The sequence below is a fragment of the Paraburkholderia sp. D15 genome, from assembly GCF_029910215.1.
Lineage (GTDB): Bacteria > Pseudomonadota > Gammaproteobacteria > Burkholderiales > Burkholderiaceae > Paraburkholderia.
The window spans coordinates 446,703-462,697 of record NZ_CP110395.1; the positions used below are offsets into that span (position 1 = coordinate 446,703).

The 15,995-nt window shown below is 64.2% G+C and carries 13 protein-coding genes and 1 pseudogene; 6 read left to right on the forward strand and 8 right to left on the reverse strand.

Translation table 11 applies throughout. The features are described from left to right. A complete protein-coding gene (ptsP, locus tag LFL96_RS01950; protein ID WP_280997462.1) occupies positions 1-2,601 on the forward strand; it encodes a phosphoenolpyruvate--protein phosphotransferase in 2,601 nt (866 codons plus the stop codon). 105 nt (positions 2,602-2,706) lie between these two features. Continuing rightward, positions 2,707-4,509 (forward strand): N-acetylglucosamine-specific PTS transporter subunit IIBC, encoded by a 1,803-nt coding sequence (gene nagE, locus LFL96_RS01955; protein WP_280997464.1) that lies wholly within the window; start codon positions 2,707-2,709, stop codon positions 4,507-4,509. A 192-nt stretch (positions 4,510-4,701) separates the two neighbouring features. On the opposite strand, the gene cydX is transcribed toward nagE, so the two are convergent. The 5 genes from cydX to rpoH all read right to left on the reverse strand — a co-directional run bounded on the left by cydX (position 4,702) and on the right by rpoH (position 9,201). Next, entirely contained in the window at positions 4,702-4,818 is a 117-nt protein-coding gene (gene cydX, locus LFL96_RS01960) for a cytochrome bd-I oxidase subunit CydX (RefSeq protein ID WP_280997466.1), read from the reverse strand. Between the two features lie 27 nt (positions 4,819-4,845). After that, entirely contained in the window at positions 4,846-5,982 is a 1,137-nt protein-coding gene (cydB, locus tag LFL96_RS01965) for a cytochrome d ubiquinol oxidase subunit II (RefSeq protein WP_280997468.1), read from the reverse strand. A 35-nt stretch (positions 5,983-6,017) separates the two neighbouring features. Continuing rightward, positions 6,018-7,613: a cytochrome ubiquinol oxidase subunit I gene (locus LFL96_RS01970; protein WP_280997470.1), complete on the reverse strand. Its 1,596-nt coding sequence runs from the start codon at positions 7,611-7,613 to the stop codon at positions 6,018-6,020. Beyond that, positions 7,603-7,863 carry a cytochrome oxidase putative small subunit CydP gene (cydP, locus tag LFL96_RS01975; RefSeq protein WP_280997472.1) on the reverse strand — a complete coding sequence of 87 codons (261 nt, stop codon included), beginning with the start codon at positions 7,861-7,863 and terminating at the stop codon, positions 7,603-7,605. Before cydP ends, LFL96_RS01970 begins: the two co-directional genes overlap by 11 nt. A gap of 402 nt (positions 7,864-8,265) precedes the next feature. After that, positions 8,266-9,201: an RNA polymerase sigma factor RpoH gene (gene rpoH, locus LFL96_RS01980; RefSeq protein ID WP_280997474.1), complete on the reverse strand. Its 936-nt coding sequence runs from the start codon at positions 9,199-9,201 to the stop codon at positions 8,266-8,268. 363 nt (positions 9,202-9,564) lie between these two features. Between rpoH and LFL96_RS01985 the strand changes: the two genes are divergently transcribed. Both LFL96_RS01985 and LFL96_RS01990 read left to right on the forward strand, forming a co-directional pair. Then, positions 9,565-10,128: an acyloxyacyl hydrolase gene (locus tag LFL96_RS01985; protein ID WP_280997476.1), complete on the forward strand. Its 564-nt coding sequence runs from the start codon at positions 9,565-9,567 to the stop codon at positions 10,126-10,128. A gap of 43 nt (positions 10,129-10,171) precedes the next feature. Further along, a complete protein-coding gene (locus LFL96_RS01990; RefSeq protein WP_280997477.1) occupies positions 10,172-10,555 on the forward strand; it encodes a nuclear transport factor 2 family protein in 384 nt (127 codons plus the stop codon). A 14-nt stretch (positions 10,556-10,569) separates the two neighbouring features. Here LFL96_RS01990 and LFL96_RS01995 read toward each other — a convergent pair. Both LFL96_RS01995 and ybiB read right to left on the reverse strand, forming a co-directional pair. Next, positions 10,570-11,550: pseudogene (locus LFL96_RS01995) on the reverse strand (2-isopropylmalate synthase); the annotation flags it as partial. A 543-nt stretch (positions 11,551-12,093) separates the two neighbouring features. Then, positions 12,094-13,065, reverse strand: a complete 972-nt coding sequence (gene ybiB, locus LFL96_RS02000; protein ID WP_280997478.1) for a DNA-binding protein YbiB — start codon at positions 13,063-13,065, stop codon at positions 12,094-12,096. A gap of 295 nt (positions 13,066-13,360) precedes the next feature. Between ybiB and LFL96_RS02005 the strand changes: the two genes are divergently transcribed. After that, complete coding sequence (locus LFL96_RS02005) at positions 13,361-14,059, forward strand: fumarylacetoacetate hydrolase family protein (RefSeq protein WP_280997479.1); 699 nt, start codon at positions 13,361-13,363, stop codon at positions 14,057-14,059. 28 nt (positions 14,060-14,087) lie between these two features. Continuing rightward, positions 14,088-14,732, forward strand: coding sequence for a maleylacetoacetate isomerase (gene maiA, locus LFL96_RS02010; protein WP_281000872.1), 645 nt, complete (start codon positions 14,088-14,090; stop codon positions 14,730-14,732). A gap of 52 nt (positions 14,733-14,784) precedes the next feature. On the opposite strand, the gene LFL96_RS02015 is transcribed toward maiA, so the two are convergent. Then, positions 14,785-15,969, reverse strand: coding sequence for an acyltransferase (locus LFL96_RS02015; protein WP_280997481.1), 1,185 nt, complete (start codon positions 15,967-15,969; stop codon positions 14,785-14,787). Between the last annotated feature and the right edge of the window lie 26 nt (positions 15,970-15,995).

Genomic DNA, 15,995 nt, shown 5'->3' on the forward strand with positions numbered 1-15,995 from the left:
ATGCGACGTGTCGAGGAGTCCCGCTTGATGAGCCAATCCGAAGGCCATATTGTTTTGCTCGCGCCCATGACCGGTCCGGTCGTGCCGCTCGCGAACGTGCCCGACCCGGTGTTTTCGGGCGGCATGTTCGGCGACGGCATCGGCGTCGATCCGCTCGAGGGCCGGCTCGTCGCACCGTGCGACGGCACCGTTACCCATCTCGCGCGCACCGGCCACGCGGTGACGCTGGCGACCGCCGAGGGTGCGGAAATTCTGCTGCACATCGGCATCGATACGGTCGAGCTGAACGGCAAGGGTTTTGCGCCGATGGTCGAGCAAGGCGCCCACGTGCGCGCCGGCGACGTGCTGATCGAGTTCGATCAGGATCAGGTGGCGTTGAATGCGCCGAGCCTCGTGTCGGTGATCGCGATCGCCAACTCGGACGCGTTCGAGATCGTCGAGCGCGTGCAGGGCGGCGTGTTGCGGGCCGGTCAAACGCCGCTGCTGGTGCTGCGTGCGCGCGGCGGCGAAGTGGCCGACGCGGCGCGCCGCGCGAGCGCGACCAACGTCACGGAAGAAGCGCGCCGCCAGGTCACGCTGGTGCACGCGGGCGGCTTGCATGCGCGTCCCGCCGCACGTGCCCGTGAAGCGGCACGCGGTTTCGACGCACGCGTCGAAGTGCGTTACGAAGGCCGCAAGGCGGCGATCGAGAGTGTGGTCGGTCTGCTCGGGTTGGGTGCGGGCGAAGGCGCGAGCGTCGAGTTGCTCGGCGTCGGCCCGCAGGCGCAAGCCGCGATCGACGCGATCGCTCACGAACTGACGCGCGAAGCGCACGGCGAAGTCGAGGAAAAACCGGCACGGCAAAGCTCGCCCGCGCCTCAAGTCACCGCGGCGGCGGCAGGCGCGGCCGGCGAAACGCTGGCACCGAATACGCTCGCGGGCGTGTGCGCGGCGCCGGGCGTCGCGGTCGGCAAGCTGGTGCGCTGGGACGATGCCGACATCGATCCGCCGGAGCAGGCGAACGGCACGTCGGCGGCGGAAAGCCGCCTGCTCGATAAAGCGATTGCCACCGTCGACGCCGATCTCGGCACGACGGTGCGCGATGCGTCGCAACGCGGCGCGGTCGGCGAAGCGGGGATTTTCGCGGTGCATCGCGTGCTGCTCGAAGACCCCACGCTGCTCGACGCGGCGCGCGATCTGATCAGCCTCGGCAAGAGCGCCGGTTTCGCGTGGCGCGCCGCGATCCGCGCGCAGATCGGCATCCTGAGCAATATCGAAGACGCGTTGCTGGCCGAACGTGCGGCCGATCTGCGCGACATCGAAAAGCGCGTGCTGCGCGCGCTCGGTTATACGAACGCGTCGGCGCGCGCGCTGCCGGACGAAGCGGTGCTCGCGGCTGAAGAATTCACGCCGTCGGATCTGTCGACGCTGGACCGTTCGCGCGTCACCGCGCTGGTGATGGCGCGCGGCGGGGCGACCTCGCACGCGGCGATTCTCGCGCGGCAGGCCGGGATTCCCGCGCTGGTCGCGGTCGGCGACGCGCTGAATGCGATTCCGGAAGGGACACAGGTCGTCGTGAACGCGACAACCGGCCGGCTTGAGTTCGCGCCTTCCGAAGGCGATGTGGAACGCGCGCGCGTCGAGCGCAGCCGTCTCGCCGACGTGCGCGAAGCGAACCGCCGCACCTCGCAACAGGCGGCCGTGACCGCCGACGGCCGCGCGATCGAAGTGGCCGCGAACATCGCCACGCTCGACGACGCGAAGACCGCCGTCGACAACGGCGCCGACTCGGTCGGTCTGCTGCGCACCGAGCTGTTGTTCATCCACCGCGCGGCGGCGCCGACCACGGACGAGCATCGGCAGAGTTATCAGGCCATCGTGGATGCGCTGAGCGGCCGCACCGCGATCATCCGCACGCTCGACGTCGGCGCCGACAAGGAAGTCGACTATCTGACGCTGCCGCCCGAACCGAACCCGGCGCTCGGCCTGCGCGGCATTCGTCTCGCCCAGGTGCGTCCGGATCTGCTCGACGATCAGCTGCGCGGTCTGCTGGCCGTGCAGCCGCTCGGCGCCGTGCGCATTCTGCTGCCGATGGTCACCGACGCGGGCGAGCTGATCCGCATCCGCAAGCGCATCGACGAATTCGCCCGCGAGTTGGGCCGCAACGAACCGATCGAGGTCGGCGTGATGATCGAAGTGCCGTCGGCGGCGTTGCTGGCCGATCAGCTTTCGCAACACGCGGACTTCCTGTCGATCGGCACCAACGACCTGACCCAGTACACGCTCGCGATGGACCGCTGTCAGGCCGATCTCGCCGCGCAGGCCGACGGTCTGCACCCGGCCGTGTTGCGCCTGATTTCGGCAACCGTGCAGGGCGCCGCGAAGCACGGCAAATGGGTCGGGGTGTGCGGCGCGCTGGCGGGCGATCCGGTGGCGATGCCGCTGCTCGTCGGCCTCGGCGTGACCGAGCTGTCGGTCGATCCGGTATCGGTGCCCGGCATCAAGGCGCGGGTGCGCAATCTCGATTATCAGCTGTGCCGCCAGCGTGCCCAGGATGCCCTGGCGCTCGAATCGGCACAGGCGGTAAGAGCAGTGAGCCGCGAAACCTGGCCGCTGGACTGAAGGCGGAACGCCACGCAGTCCACGACGGGCTTCGCATCGTCATGACGTAAAGCCAGAAAATTTAACGACAACAGTCGACCACGAGACAAAGGATTGGAGGTATCGATGGATGGGAATCCGTTTCTGAAGATTCAGCGCCTGGGACGCGCGCTGATGCTGCCGATCGCGGTGCTGCCGGTTGCCGGCCTGCTGCTGCGCCTGGGTCAGCCCGATGTGTTCAACATCAAGATGATCGCCGACGCCGGCGGCGCGATTTTCGACAACCTGCCGCTGCTGTTCGCGATCGGCGTGGCGGTCGGCTTCGCGAAGGACAACAACGGTGTCGCCGGTCTCGCGGGCGCGATCGGCTATCTGGTCGAAGTCGCGGTGATGAAGGACATCAACGACAAGCTCAACATGGGCGTGTTGTCGGGGATCGTGGCGGGGATCGTCGCGGGGCTGCTGTACAACCGGTACAAGGACATCAAGCTGCCCGACTATCTCGCGTTCTTCGGCGGGAAACGTTTCGTGCCGATTGTCACGGGGGTGGTCTGTCTCATACTCGGGATCGTGTTCGGCTACGTGTGGCAGCCGGTGCAGGCCGTGATCGATACGGCCGGCCACTGGCTGACCACGGCGGGCGCGCTCGGCGCGTTCGTGTTCGGCGTGCTGAACCGTCTGCTGCTGGTCACGGGTCTGCATCACATCCTCAATTCGCTGACGTGGTTCGTGTTCGGCACCTTCACGCCGCCGGGCGGCGCCGCGGTGACGGGCGACCTGCATCGCTTCTTCGCGGGCGATCCGACTGCCGGCACGTTCATGACGGGCTTCTTCCCGGTCATGATGTTCGGTCTGCCGGCCGCCTGTCTGGCGATGTTCCATGAAGCGCCGAAGGAGCGCCGCGCGGTGGTCGGCGGCCTGCTGTTCTCGATGGCGCTCACCTCGTTCCTGACGGGCGTGACCGAGCCGATCGAATTCAGCTTCATGTTCCTCGCGCCGGTGCTGTACGTGATCCACGCGCTGCTGACGGGCCTCTCGCTCGCGATCTGCTCGGCGCTCGGCATTCACCTGGGCTTCACGTTCTCGGCCGGTGCGATCGACTACGTGCTGAACTACGGTCTGTCGACGAAGGGCTGGATGGCGATTCCGATCGGCATCGTGTACTCGGTGGTGTACTACGGTCTGTTCCGCTTCTTCATCCGCAAGTTCAATATGGCGACGCCGGGCCGCGAACCCGCGGCCGCCGACGAGCAGGTCGATTCGTTCACCGCGGGCGGCTTCGTGTCGCCGGTGGCCGGTGCGGCCGTGCCGCGTGCGCAGCGCTATATCGCCGCGCTGGGCGGGGCGGCGAATCTGTCGGTGGTGGATGCCTGCACGACGCGTCTGCGTCTGTCGGTGGTGGACTCGAACAAGGTCTCCGAGAACGAACTGAAGACGATCGGCGCGCGCGGCGTGCTCAAGCGCGGTTCGACCAACGTGCAGGTCATCATCGGGCCGGAAGCGGACATCATCGCGGATGAAATTCGCACCGTGATCGCGCAGGGTGGCGGTGAGGCGGCCAGGCCGGTGGCGAGCGCGGCGGTTGCCGCGCCCGTGGCCGCTGCGTCCAGCGCGGCTGCGGCTACGGCGGCTGCCGGTGGGCAAACGCAAGGCGGCCCGCTCGATCCCGATCCGCTGCGCTGGCTTGCCGTGTTCGGCGGCGCGGGCAACGTGGTGTCGCTGGATGCCGTCGCGGCGACGCGTCTGCGTATCGTCGTGCGCGATCCGTCGGCGGTCGATCGTCAACGTCTGGCGACGCTCGACACCGCGTGGATTTCGGCGGATACGTTCCATATCGTCGTCGGCGATGCCGCGCAGCGTTATGCGGCGGTTCTCGCCACGCGGCTGTCGCAGAACGGCGGCAGCGGCGCGGCGCCGGTGCCGGCATAAGCGAGGGTGGCGTGGGTGGCGTGTTGCGAGTTGCGCGTCCGGCGCGACACGCCGTGCGCCATACCGCGCACGGCACGTAGTACGCCGTAATTGATAAGCCGCAAATACAAAACGGCACCTTGAGCGATCAAGGTGCCGTTTGCGTTTCAACTCGCCGGCGCGTGGCCGGCATCGAGTCGGGTTCAACCGCGGTCAGCGCGCCTTAGCCTTGGCCGCTTCCGCAGGACGCCGCGTTTCCAGCCACATCACGTTGATCACGCCGAACGCCAACGCCACGCCAATTCCCAATAACCAGCTGAAATACCACATCACCTACTCCTGTTAAGCGTCACACGTTCAATACATCGAATGATGGTTTTCCTCGAGCGCGGCGGCCGTCACCTTGCCGCGCATCACGCGATACACCCAGCTCGTGTAGAGCAGGATCAGCGGCAGAAATATCACCACCGCCACCAGCATGATTTGCAGCGTCATGCGGCTCGATGTCGAGTCCCATACGGTGAGGCTGCTGCGGCCGTCGAGCGACGACGGCATGATGAACGGGAACATCGAAAAGCCCGCGGTCAGAATCACGCCGATGATCATCAGCGAGGTCGACAGGAACGCGCTCTTCTCGAACCGCGAGCGCGCCAGCAGCAAGGCCAGCATGCCGCCGACCAGGCCGGCCACGGGCGCCGCCACCATCCACGGATAATTCGCGTAGTTGGTCAGCCACAGGCCGGGCGCGCCGATCACGTTCTTCATCAGCGGATTGGCGACCGCGTCGAGCGGCGGCGCGTCGATCACCTGATAGCCGCCGATCATCGTCGCGATCAGCGCGCCGGCGATCAGGAACAGCACCACGCCGACCAGCGCGGCGATCCGTAGCGCGAGCGACGCGCGCTCGGCCACCACGCCGTCCGACTTCATCTTCACGAAGGCCGCGCCGTGCGCCGCCAGCATCGACACGCTGACCAGCCCGCACAACACCGCGAACGGATTGAGCAGCGCGAAGAAGCCGCCGTGATAGGTGACGCGCAGGTCGGTGTCGAACGAAAACGGCACGCCTTGCAGCAGATTGCCGAATGCGACGCCGATCACCAGCGACGGCACGAACCCGCCGACGAACAGCGCCCAGTCCCACGCGCTGCGCCAGCGCGGGTCTTCGCGTTTGCTGCGGTAATCGAAGCCGACCGGCCGGAAGAACAGCGAGAACAGCACCAGCAGCATCGCGAAGTAGAAGCCCGAGAACGAGGCCGCGTACACCAGCGGCCACGCCGCGAACATCGCGCCGCCGGCCGTGATGAACCACACCTGGTTGCCTTCCCAGGTCGCGCCGACCGTGTTCACGACGATGCGCCGCTCGCCGTCCGTTTTCGCGATGAACGGCAGCAGAATCGCCGCGCCCATGTCGAAGCCGTCGGTGAGCGCGAAGCCGATCAGCAGCACGCCGATCAGCACCCACCAGATCAGTTTGAGGGTTGCGTAATCCATGATGATCTTTTCCCTTGATGCTCGATGGCGGCGGATCAGGCGGCCGTGTTGGTCGGCAGCGGCTGATTCAGCGGCTGTTTCTGTTCATGGTGATAGCGGCCCGTGTGCAGCGAGGACGGCCCCAGCCGCGCGTACTTGAACATCAGCATGATTTCGATGATGAACAGCACGGTGTAGAACACCACGAAGCCGGCGATGCTCAGATACAGATCGCTGGGCGTCAGGCTCGACGCCGACAGATTGGTCGGCAGAATGCCCGCGATGGTCCACGGCTGACGGCCCACCTCGGCGACGATCCAGCCGAACTCGGCCGCGAGCCACGGCAGCGGAATCGCCCACACGGCCCAGCGCAGGAACCAGCGACGCTTTTCCAGCAGCAGCGTGCGTTGCGCGCAGAACCAGAACGCCGTCACGAACGTGGCGAGGAACAGGATGCCGAGGCCCACCATCAGGCGGAACGAGAAGAACACGGGGGCGACTGGCGGAATGGTCTTCTTCGCCGCCTGCACGATCTGGTCCGGCGTGGCGTCGGTGACGTTCGCGGTGAACTGCTTGAGCATCAGGCCGTAGCCGAGGTCTTTCTTGTGCGCGTCGAAGGCGGCTTTGGCTTCGTCGGTGGCGTCGCCCTGCTTGAGTTTTTGCAGCGCGGCGTAGGCCAGCATGCCGTTCTTGATGCGCACTTCGTTCTGCGCCATCAGGTCTTTCAGGCCGACCACGGGTTCGTCGAGCGAACGCGTGGCGATCAGGCCGAGCGCGTACGGAATCCGGATCGCGTAGTCCGTGCGCTCTTCCTTCTGGTTCGGAATGCCGATGATCGTGAACGGCGCCGGCGCCGGCGCGGTGTCCCATTCGGATTCGATCGCGGCCAGCTTCACCTGCTGGACTTCGCCGGTGCGATAGCCGGATTCGTCGCCGAGCACGATCACGCACAGCGTCGAGGCCAGACCGAAGCCGGCGGCGATCGCGAACGAGCGCAGCGCGAACTCGGTGTCGCGGCGCTTGAGCAGATACCACGACGACACGCCGAGCACGAACATCGACGCCGTCACGTAACCCGCCGACACCGTGTGCACGAACTTCACCTGGGCGACCGGATTGAACAGCACGGAGAAAATGCTGTCGAGTTCCATCCGCATGGTCTGGTAGTTGAAGGTGGCGCCGACCGGATTGTTCATCCAGCCGTTGGCGACCAGAATCCACAGCGCGGACAGATTCGAGCCGAGCGCGACGAGGAAAGTGACCATCACGTGCTGCACTTTCGAGAGGCGGTTCCAGCCGAAGAAGAACAGTCCCACGAAGGTCGATTCGAGGAAGAACGCCATCAGGCCTTCCACCGCGAGCGGCACGCCGAAAATATCGCCGACGTAGTGCGAGTAGTACGACCAGTTGGTGCCGAACTGGAATTCGAGCGTGAGGCCGGTGGTCACGCCCATCGCGAAGTTGATCCCGAACAGCTTGCCCCAGAACTGGGTCATGTCCTTGTAGATCTGCTTGCCGGTCATCACGTAGACCGATTCCATGATGACGAGCAGCCACGACAGACCGAGCGTGAGCGGCACGAACAGAAAGTGATAAAGCGCCGTGATGGCGAACTGGAGACGCGATAGTTCTACGACTTCGCTAACGGGCATGTTGATCACCTTGGGACGAATGCGGGGCAGGCACGGACAACAGCGCCTGCGCGACCTGCTCAGGCGGCAGCGACATGTGCTCCGCCTGCGGATGATTGAAAAACGTGTACTTGAGCGCCATCAGCAGTACGAATTTGATAGCGAGGACGATGGCGATGTCCCGCGCCAGCGTCGGGCCGCGCACCCAGCCGGCGAGCCGTTGACGCAGGCTCGGGCGGGGGCGGCGGTTGCGATTGAGGGCTATGGTCATGATCGGTCTAAGGCGACTTCACGCCGGTGTCGTCCGGCTGGATCCGGGCCGCGGTCGCGGTCCGGCGAGTGCATTCCGATTCTAGGAGCAGAACCCGGCGCGCATCGTTTCAGCGCTGCGGCATTGGGTCGCTAAGCTCGCCCCGTCCGAACAGTATTGCTATCTGGTTTGTGATACGTCAAGAAAACGTATGCGGGGTGCAATGATTGCAGCGCGCGGCCGGGCGAGCGCGAAGGCGTGGCCGCGAAAGCGGAAAGCGGGCGAGCGGAAGGTGGGTAGATGCCGGGCAGGAAGGCGAAAAAAGAAACCCCGCCGTCTTGCGAGGGCGGGGTTTCGGGTGCTGCTTGCCGGTGCGGTGGTCCCGCACCCGGCATCCGGCGCTTATCTGATGGACTGCGCGTTTTACGTGTAGTCGGTCAGCGCGCCGCGCATCTTCTTCATGGCGCTGGCTTCGATCTGGCGAATCCGTTCCGCCGACACGCCGAACTCGTCGGCCAGTTCGTGCAGTGTCGAGCCGCCCGAACCGTCGTCTTCCACCTTCAGCCAGCGTGCTTCGATGATGCGGCGGCTGCGCGCGTCCAGCGCATTCAGCGCGCTCGCGATACCGTCGCTTTGCAGCCTGTCGCGCTGACGCGAAGCCAGCACGGCGGTCGGTTCGCTATGCGAGTCGGCCAGATAGGCGATCGGCGCGTAGCTTTCCTCGCCGTCCTCGACCTGGCCTTCCAGCGCGATGTCGCCACCCGACAGCCGGGTTTCCATTTCGGCGACTTCCTCGCGCTTCACGTTCAGTTCCTTCGCCAGATCGTCGATCTGATCCGGCGTGAACGCGCCCAGACCTTGCTTGTGGCTGCGCAGGTTGAAGAACAGCTTGCGTTGCGCCTTGGTGGTGGCGACCTTCACCATCCGCCAGTTGCGCAGAATGTATTCGTGGATCTCGGCCTTGATCCAGTGCATGGCGTACGACACGAGGCGCACGTTCTGCTCCGGATCGAAGCGCTTCACGGCCTTCATCAGGCCGATATTGCCTTCCTGGATCAGGTCGGCGTGCGGCAGGCCGTAACCGAGATAGTTACGCGCGATCGACACGACCAGGCGCAGGTGCGACAGCACCAGACGGCGCGCGGACGCGAGGTTGTCCTGCTCGCGAAATTCGGTGGCGAACTGGCGTTCTTCCGCCGGCGTCAGCATCGGAATCCGGTTAACGGCCTGGATGTAGGCGTCGATATTGCCCAGTTGACCGGGCAGCAGCGAGGAATGCGAGAGCGCCAGTGCACCTGCCGAAGCGGCCTTAGCCGACGACGGGCTCAGAGTACTCGGAAGGGTCATTGCATGGCTCACGTAGGAAACTCCTTTGGAATCAGACAAAAGCGTATTCAGTTAAACGACTCCAGCGTTGGATGTTAGCACTCTGATTTGCCGAGTGCTAATACTTAGAGGCCGTAGGGGCATCCAAGTTCCGTCAATTTCTATTGAAATCGAGGTTTCGATAGCCATGATACGCCGTTCATGCGTGACATGTGTGGGCCGTAGAACTTACCTGACAATCGGCCTTCATTCTTATATGTGACCGATATTTGCTGATTTTGCAGTGACTAATTGCGAAAAAATAGGTTTCTTCATACGATCCATCGAATCGACTTTGTCTTTAGAATAAGCAAACAGTGACAGATTCTTTAACGTTCGACGGAGCTCGGGTGTTAGATGAACAACAAAAAGAATGCATTGCGCGGTCTGGCGCTAAAAACGGGCTGCGTGGCCCTGCTGATGGGAGCGTCGGCGGCGGCTTCGGCCGATCAGTTCGGTATCCAGGTGGCGGGCGGTCTCGGCGATCGTCACGTGAAAAAGCTCGATCTCGGCTTCGTCTGGGATCCGAACCTGACCTGGTGGCAGATCGGTGACTGGCACTTCGCGCTGATCGGCGAAGCGCACGTGGCCTGGTGGCATACCAACGAAGGCAACGTGCACGACAACATCGGCGAAGTCGGCGTAACGCCGATCATCCGCTTCATTAAGGGCACGGGGTCGCTGCGGCCGTACGCGGAGTTGGGCGCCGGTATCCGCCTGCTGTCGAGTCCGCGTCTATCCGACAAGTTCACGCTCGGCACCGCGTTCCAGTTCGCCGACATGGCGGGGGTCGGCATGCAGTTCGGCAGCCACCAGCAGTATCAGGTGGGCTACCGTTTCCAGCATGTTTCCAACGGCGGTATCAAAGAGCCGAATCCTGGTATAAATTTCCACCAGCTATATCTGCAATATAACTTCTGAAGCCCGTGAGCACGTTCGGCTCATCGGTGCGAGGGGCTGAGCGATGGTGGCAAAGATAATCGAAGCGATTCGCGGGCTCGAACGCGAGCGTTTCCGCGCGATGGTCGACGGTGACGGTTCGTCGCTCGACACGCTGCTTGCGGAGAACGTCAGCTACGTCCATACGAATGGCAAGCGCGAAACGAAGCGGCAGTTCATCGACGGCATCACGGCGGGGCGGCGGCGCTACCGGCAGATCGAAGTGCAGTCGCAGGACGTGCTGCCGGTCGGGAACGAGACCTGTGTGGTGACCGGACGCGCGTTGATCGAGATGGAAGCGAACAACGGCGCGTTGCTGTTTCCGATCGCCTACCTCGCCATTCACACGCAGGAAGACGGGCAGTGGCGGCTGATCGCCTGGCAGGCGACCCGCTGCGCGATCGAATGAGCCATCGCGGCGGCGCCCGCATACGGATGCCGCTCGTGCACCGGCAATTGCGTGCAACGTTCGACGACGCCCCGCACCGCGTCCATCTCCGAAAAGTCCAGACCTGAGTCGACGCCTTGCGCGTCGAGATTCATCGCGAGCGTGACGAGGTCCACGTTGCCGGTGCGCTCGCCATTGCCGAACAGGCAGCCTTCCACGCGATCCGCGCCCGCCAGCAACGCCAGTTCCGCCGCGGCCACCGCCGTGCCGCGATCGTTGTGCGGATGCACCGACAGCACGATGCTGTCGCGATAGCCGAGATTGCGGTGCATCCATTCGATCTGGTCGGCGAACACATTGGGCGTCGCGGCTTCGACGCTCGCCGGCAGATTGACGATCATCTTGCGTTCGCGCGTGGGGCGCCACGTCTGCGCGACGGCGTCGCACACCTCGCGGGCGAACGGCAATTCCGCCATGTTGAAGGTCTCGGGCGAATACTGGAACGTCCACCGGGTGTCCGGGCGCGCCTGCGCGTGTTCCTTGATGAGCCGCGTGCCTTCCACGGCCAGCGCCTTGATCTGCGTCTTCGATTGATTGAACACGATGCGCCGGAACGACGGGCAGATCGCGTTGTACAGATGCACGATCGCGCGCGGCGCGCCCGCGAGCGCGTCGAAGGTGCGGCCGATCAGCTCGGTGCGCGCCGGCACGAACACTTCGATGGTGACGTCGTCGGGAATGCGTTGCTCCTCGATCAGCTTGCGCACGAAATCGAAGTCGGATTGCGACGCCGACGGAAAGCCCACCTCGATCTCCTTGAAACCGATCGCGACCAGCATCTCGAAGAATTCGAGCTTCTGCGCGGGGTTCATCGGTTCGATCAGCGCCTGGTTGCCGTCGCGCAGATCGGTGCTCATCCAGACCGGCGCCTGGTTGATCGTGCGGCTCGGCCATTTGCGGCCGGTGAGCCGAACGGTGGGGAAGGGGCGGTATTTTTCAGCGGGATTGGACAACATGTCAGGCCTCGTTCGTCGTGTAACAGGGAAAGAAAGGTGGCGACGGGCGGCTGACGGACTGCCACGGGTGCTCGGTCCGTCAACCGATGCCTAGCGGCACCAGCGAGCGGGCGAGCACGAACGGCCTGACGGCGGCGACGAAAACGGACGTGAATGATGCGCGTGCAGCGTGCATGTGACCCTCGCGCTTCGTCCGGGCGATCGGCGGACGAATGCAAACGACTACAGATTGGTGAAGAACCAAGGTTCGGGATGAAGCGGGAAACTGCTGAAACTGCCGGAGGACTGTGCGTGGCGCTAACCCGGTGGTGGGACAGCCGACACGCAGCGCTACGTCCGACTTACGCTAGACGTAGCGATAGGGGCCGCGCTAGGCGGCCGAGGATGTTGCGGAGGGTGTTCGGAAGGAAATGCATGGCGGCTAATTTAAGACAGCGCGCGGGGGCGTGTCAACCGCCGAGGTGCCGGATAGGCGGTGTGTGACGACGGTGTCACTGCCCGCCTGTCTGCCTGTCGCCGCTCGTGGCCAGTCACTCGTCGCCGTCACACGGCCACTTTCGCGACGTCGACGATCAGCTCCACCTGCCGCTCGATCGCGCTCGGCACCGGCGCTTCGCCGCGCAGGACGGCAGCGATCCACGCGGCGGTCGTCGGCGCATCTTTCGCTTCGGGCAACTCGACCTCCGGCGCATCCGCCGACGAGCGTTCGTGCGGCACGCGCGTTTCGCACACGCCATCGTGCAGCCAGTCGATCTGCACCTGCCGGCGCGTATCGGCGACCGCTTCGCCTTCGGTGCCGCGCGCGAGCAGCGCACCGCCGGCCGCCGCATCGGGATGCGTGTTGAACAGTTGCGTCAAACTGTCGCGATACGGCGGGTGCGTGTAATTCACCAGACGCAGTCCGGCCGGCGCGAATGGCTGCAGGATCTTCACCAGCGTATGGGTCGAATTGCGCACGCCCATGCGCCGTCGCAACGCGAGCAGGCGCGCGAGTTTCGGCGCCAGCACGTCGATCGGCGCGAACGCGAGACGCCGCTCGGCGAGACCGTCCTCGATATCGGCGTGTGAGCTGGCGTGCGGAATATGCAGATGCGCGAAGATTTCGGCGCTCGTCACGCGACCCGGATCTTCGGTGACGCCGTGTACGAGCACCGGCACGCCCTCGCGTGCGAGCAGCAGTGCGAGCAGCGGCACCAGGTTCGGCTGCTTGCGCGCGCCGTTGTAGCTCGGAATCGACACCGGCCGGAATTCGCCGTGCGGCAGATGAACCGGTTCGAACGACGCATGCGCACCCGCGAGCATGGCGGCGAGTTCATCGGCGGTTTCGCCCTTCACACGGTACGCGAGCAGCACCGCGCCGAGTTCGAGTTCGGCCACGCGGCCGTCGAGCATGGCGGTGTAGAGCGAACGCGTGTCGTCGGCGGTGAGTGCGCGGGCGCCGTTCGGGCCGCGGCCGATTTCCTTGATGAAACGGGCGCAGGGGAAGAGCGTGGTGGTGTGGGCGGAGTCGGTCATCGGGCGCGGGGGACGAGGTGGCGGGGCGCTTCGGGCATCTCAGGCATTTCAGCCGCTTGAGCTCTCGGCTACTTGAAGCACTTGAGGTTCTTCGAACGCGCTGCCACGGTATTCAAGGGACGTTGTTCGGTGTGAGTATCGCATCTATGGGATTTTGACGAGACGGCTCGCGCGGCGCCAGGCATTCGCGCGGGCCTGCCCGGCTCGCACGCGCCGGCCTTTTGCGCGCGTTACACTCGATGTTTCAGCGCCGCCGCCGCGGCACATATCAAAACGTCAGGAAACGGAGAACGGGATGAGTTACGTCTTTGCACCCGCACCGCAGGTCGCGGTGCCGATCATCGGGTCCAGCGAGCAATTCGCGGTGCGCCGCATCTACTGCGTGGGCCGCAACTACGAAGCGCACGCGCGCGAGATGGGACACGATCCCGACCGCGAACCGCCGTTCTTCTTCAGCAAACCGGCCGATGCCGTGCTGTACGTCCCGCCCGGCGCGACCGGCGAGTTTCCGTATCCGTCGTTGTCGAAGAACGTCCACTTCGAAATGGAACTGGTGGCGGCAATCGGCAAAGGCGGCAGGAACATCCCGGAGGAGAACGCGCTCGACCACGTCTACGGCTACGCGCTCGGTCTCGACATGACGCGCCGCGATCTGCAGGCCGAGGCGAAGAAGCTGGGCCGTCCGTGGGACACCGCGAAGGGCTTCGATCACTCGGCGCCGCTCGGCCCGATTTATCCGGCGACGACCGTCGGCCATGTCGGCAAGGGCGCGATCTGGTTGTCGGTGAACGGCGAGGAAAAGCAGCGCTCGGACGTGTCGCAGCTGATCTGGTCGGTGGCCGAGACGATCGCCTATCTATCGACGCTATTCGAACTGCAGCCGGGCGATCTGATTTTCACCGGCACGCCTGAAGGTGTCGGCGCGGTCGTGCAGGGCGACCTGATGAAGGGCGGCGTGGACGGACTCGGCGAGTTCAGCGTGCGCGTGGTCTGATCGCGCGCCGGAGGAGACAGACAACATGATGAAGCTCTACAGCTATTTCCGTAGCTCGGCGTCATACCGCGTGCGTATTGCGCTGAACGTGAAGAACCTGCCGTACGACTATGTGCCGGTGCATCTGGTGCGCGACGGCGGCGAGCAACTGAAGCCGGATTACCGCAAGGTGAACCTGGACGGCATCGTGCCGACGCTGGTCGACGGTAACGAGACGATGCCGCAGTCGCTGGCGATCATCGAGTATCTGGAGGAGACGCATCCGGAGCCGCCGCTGCTGCCGAAGAAACCGGTCGATCGCGCGTATGTGCGCTCAGTGGCGCTGCAGGTGGCCTGCGAGATTCACCCGATCAACAATCTGCGCGTGCTGAAGTATCTGAAGCACACGCTGCGCGTGGACGACGACGCGAAAGACGCGTGGTACAAGCATTGGATCGAGGCCGGCTTCGCGACGCTGGAAACGCATCTGGCCGGCGACGCGCGCACCGGCAAGCTGTGCTTCGGCGACACGCCGACGCTCGCGGACGCCTGCCTGATTCCGCAGGTGTTCAACGCGCAGCGCTTCAAGGTCGATACGGCGAAGTTTCCGACCATCCAGCGCATCTACGATCACGCGACGCAGCTCGATGCGTTCGCGCGCGCGGCGCCGGGCGTGCAGCCGGATGCGGAGTGAAGGAGTGAGGTGACGATGTGAAAGGGGCACGCCACGGCGTGCCCCTTTCCATTTATGTCGAAATAGCTGTCTTCAACCGATTGTTTCGTGAATGCGCAAGACGATGCCCGAGCCAGATGGCCGGCTTCTCGATGCACCAGAACGACAGGGTCGCGACCAGTACGCTGACGCTGAACGTACCGGCGAGAATGAGCAGTAACGGTACTTTTCCATGGAACACGTTGAGCGCCGCCAGCAGAATCACGCAATGAAACAGATAGAAGCTGTACGAAATACGGCCGGAAAAGCGTGCGACGCGAGTCGATAAAAGTCGCGACAGGGTTGGCGAAGCAATGGCGATAACGATGATCAGGCACGCGCAGAGCGCACTGAAAAACGAGACCGCGGAAAAGAGCATGAAGCCGTAGCCCGCAGGCGATTTGAAATAGAAACAGCCGAGGATCGCCGTCGCGAGTACCGTGAGTATCTTCACGACCGACAGCTTGACGGTGATCGCCGTGAGCACGTGAGCGTATCTGGCCAGCAACGCGCCAAGGGCGAAATGACTTGAAAACAGAATGCTCGCGGCGTACTCGCCCAGCCACGGCCGGGTTGCGATCGACAGCGCGACGAGCGCCACCGTAAACGCGAGGTTCACCGCCAGCGAGCCGCGCACGAGTACGTACATGATGAGCGGAAAGATCAGCGATATCCGCATTTCGTGGACAAGCGACCAGATGACGCTGTCGTACGCGGACATGTCGTAGGTGCCGATGAGGAGCGCGTGTCCGGCCAGCAGCGCCGGCGTCGGATCGACATGCGTCGACAGGCCGTTGAACCAGTTGCTGAGCCCGTCGATCTGGTGATACCTGATGACGCAATGCAGAACGATCGACAATGCGATGGCCGCGTAATACGGCGGATAGATTCGTAGAACGCGGCGGATCACGAAGGGCAGGCAACCGTCGTTGCCGCGATTCCAGAACTTGATGGAGAGCACGAATCCGCTCAGGACGAAAAACAGCACGACCGAACCATATCCGCCCATCAGAATTCTCAGTGGCGAATATCGCATCGTCACAGCAAACCATCCGAGCGATCTGACGGGGAGCGGGTCGTACATCAGCGGCGACAAAATCATGAAATGCGTGCTGACCACGATCAACGCAGCGATGCCTCGCAACGATTCCAGTTCGGGGACATTGCCTTTCATGATGTGCGCCGGCCGATCGTCCTTGAATGTGTCGCGTTGCGTCATTCCCGGCTCCCGGTTTTGCGATCACT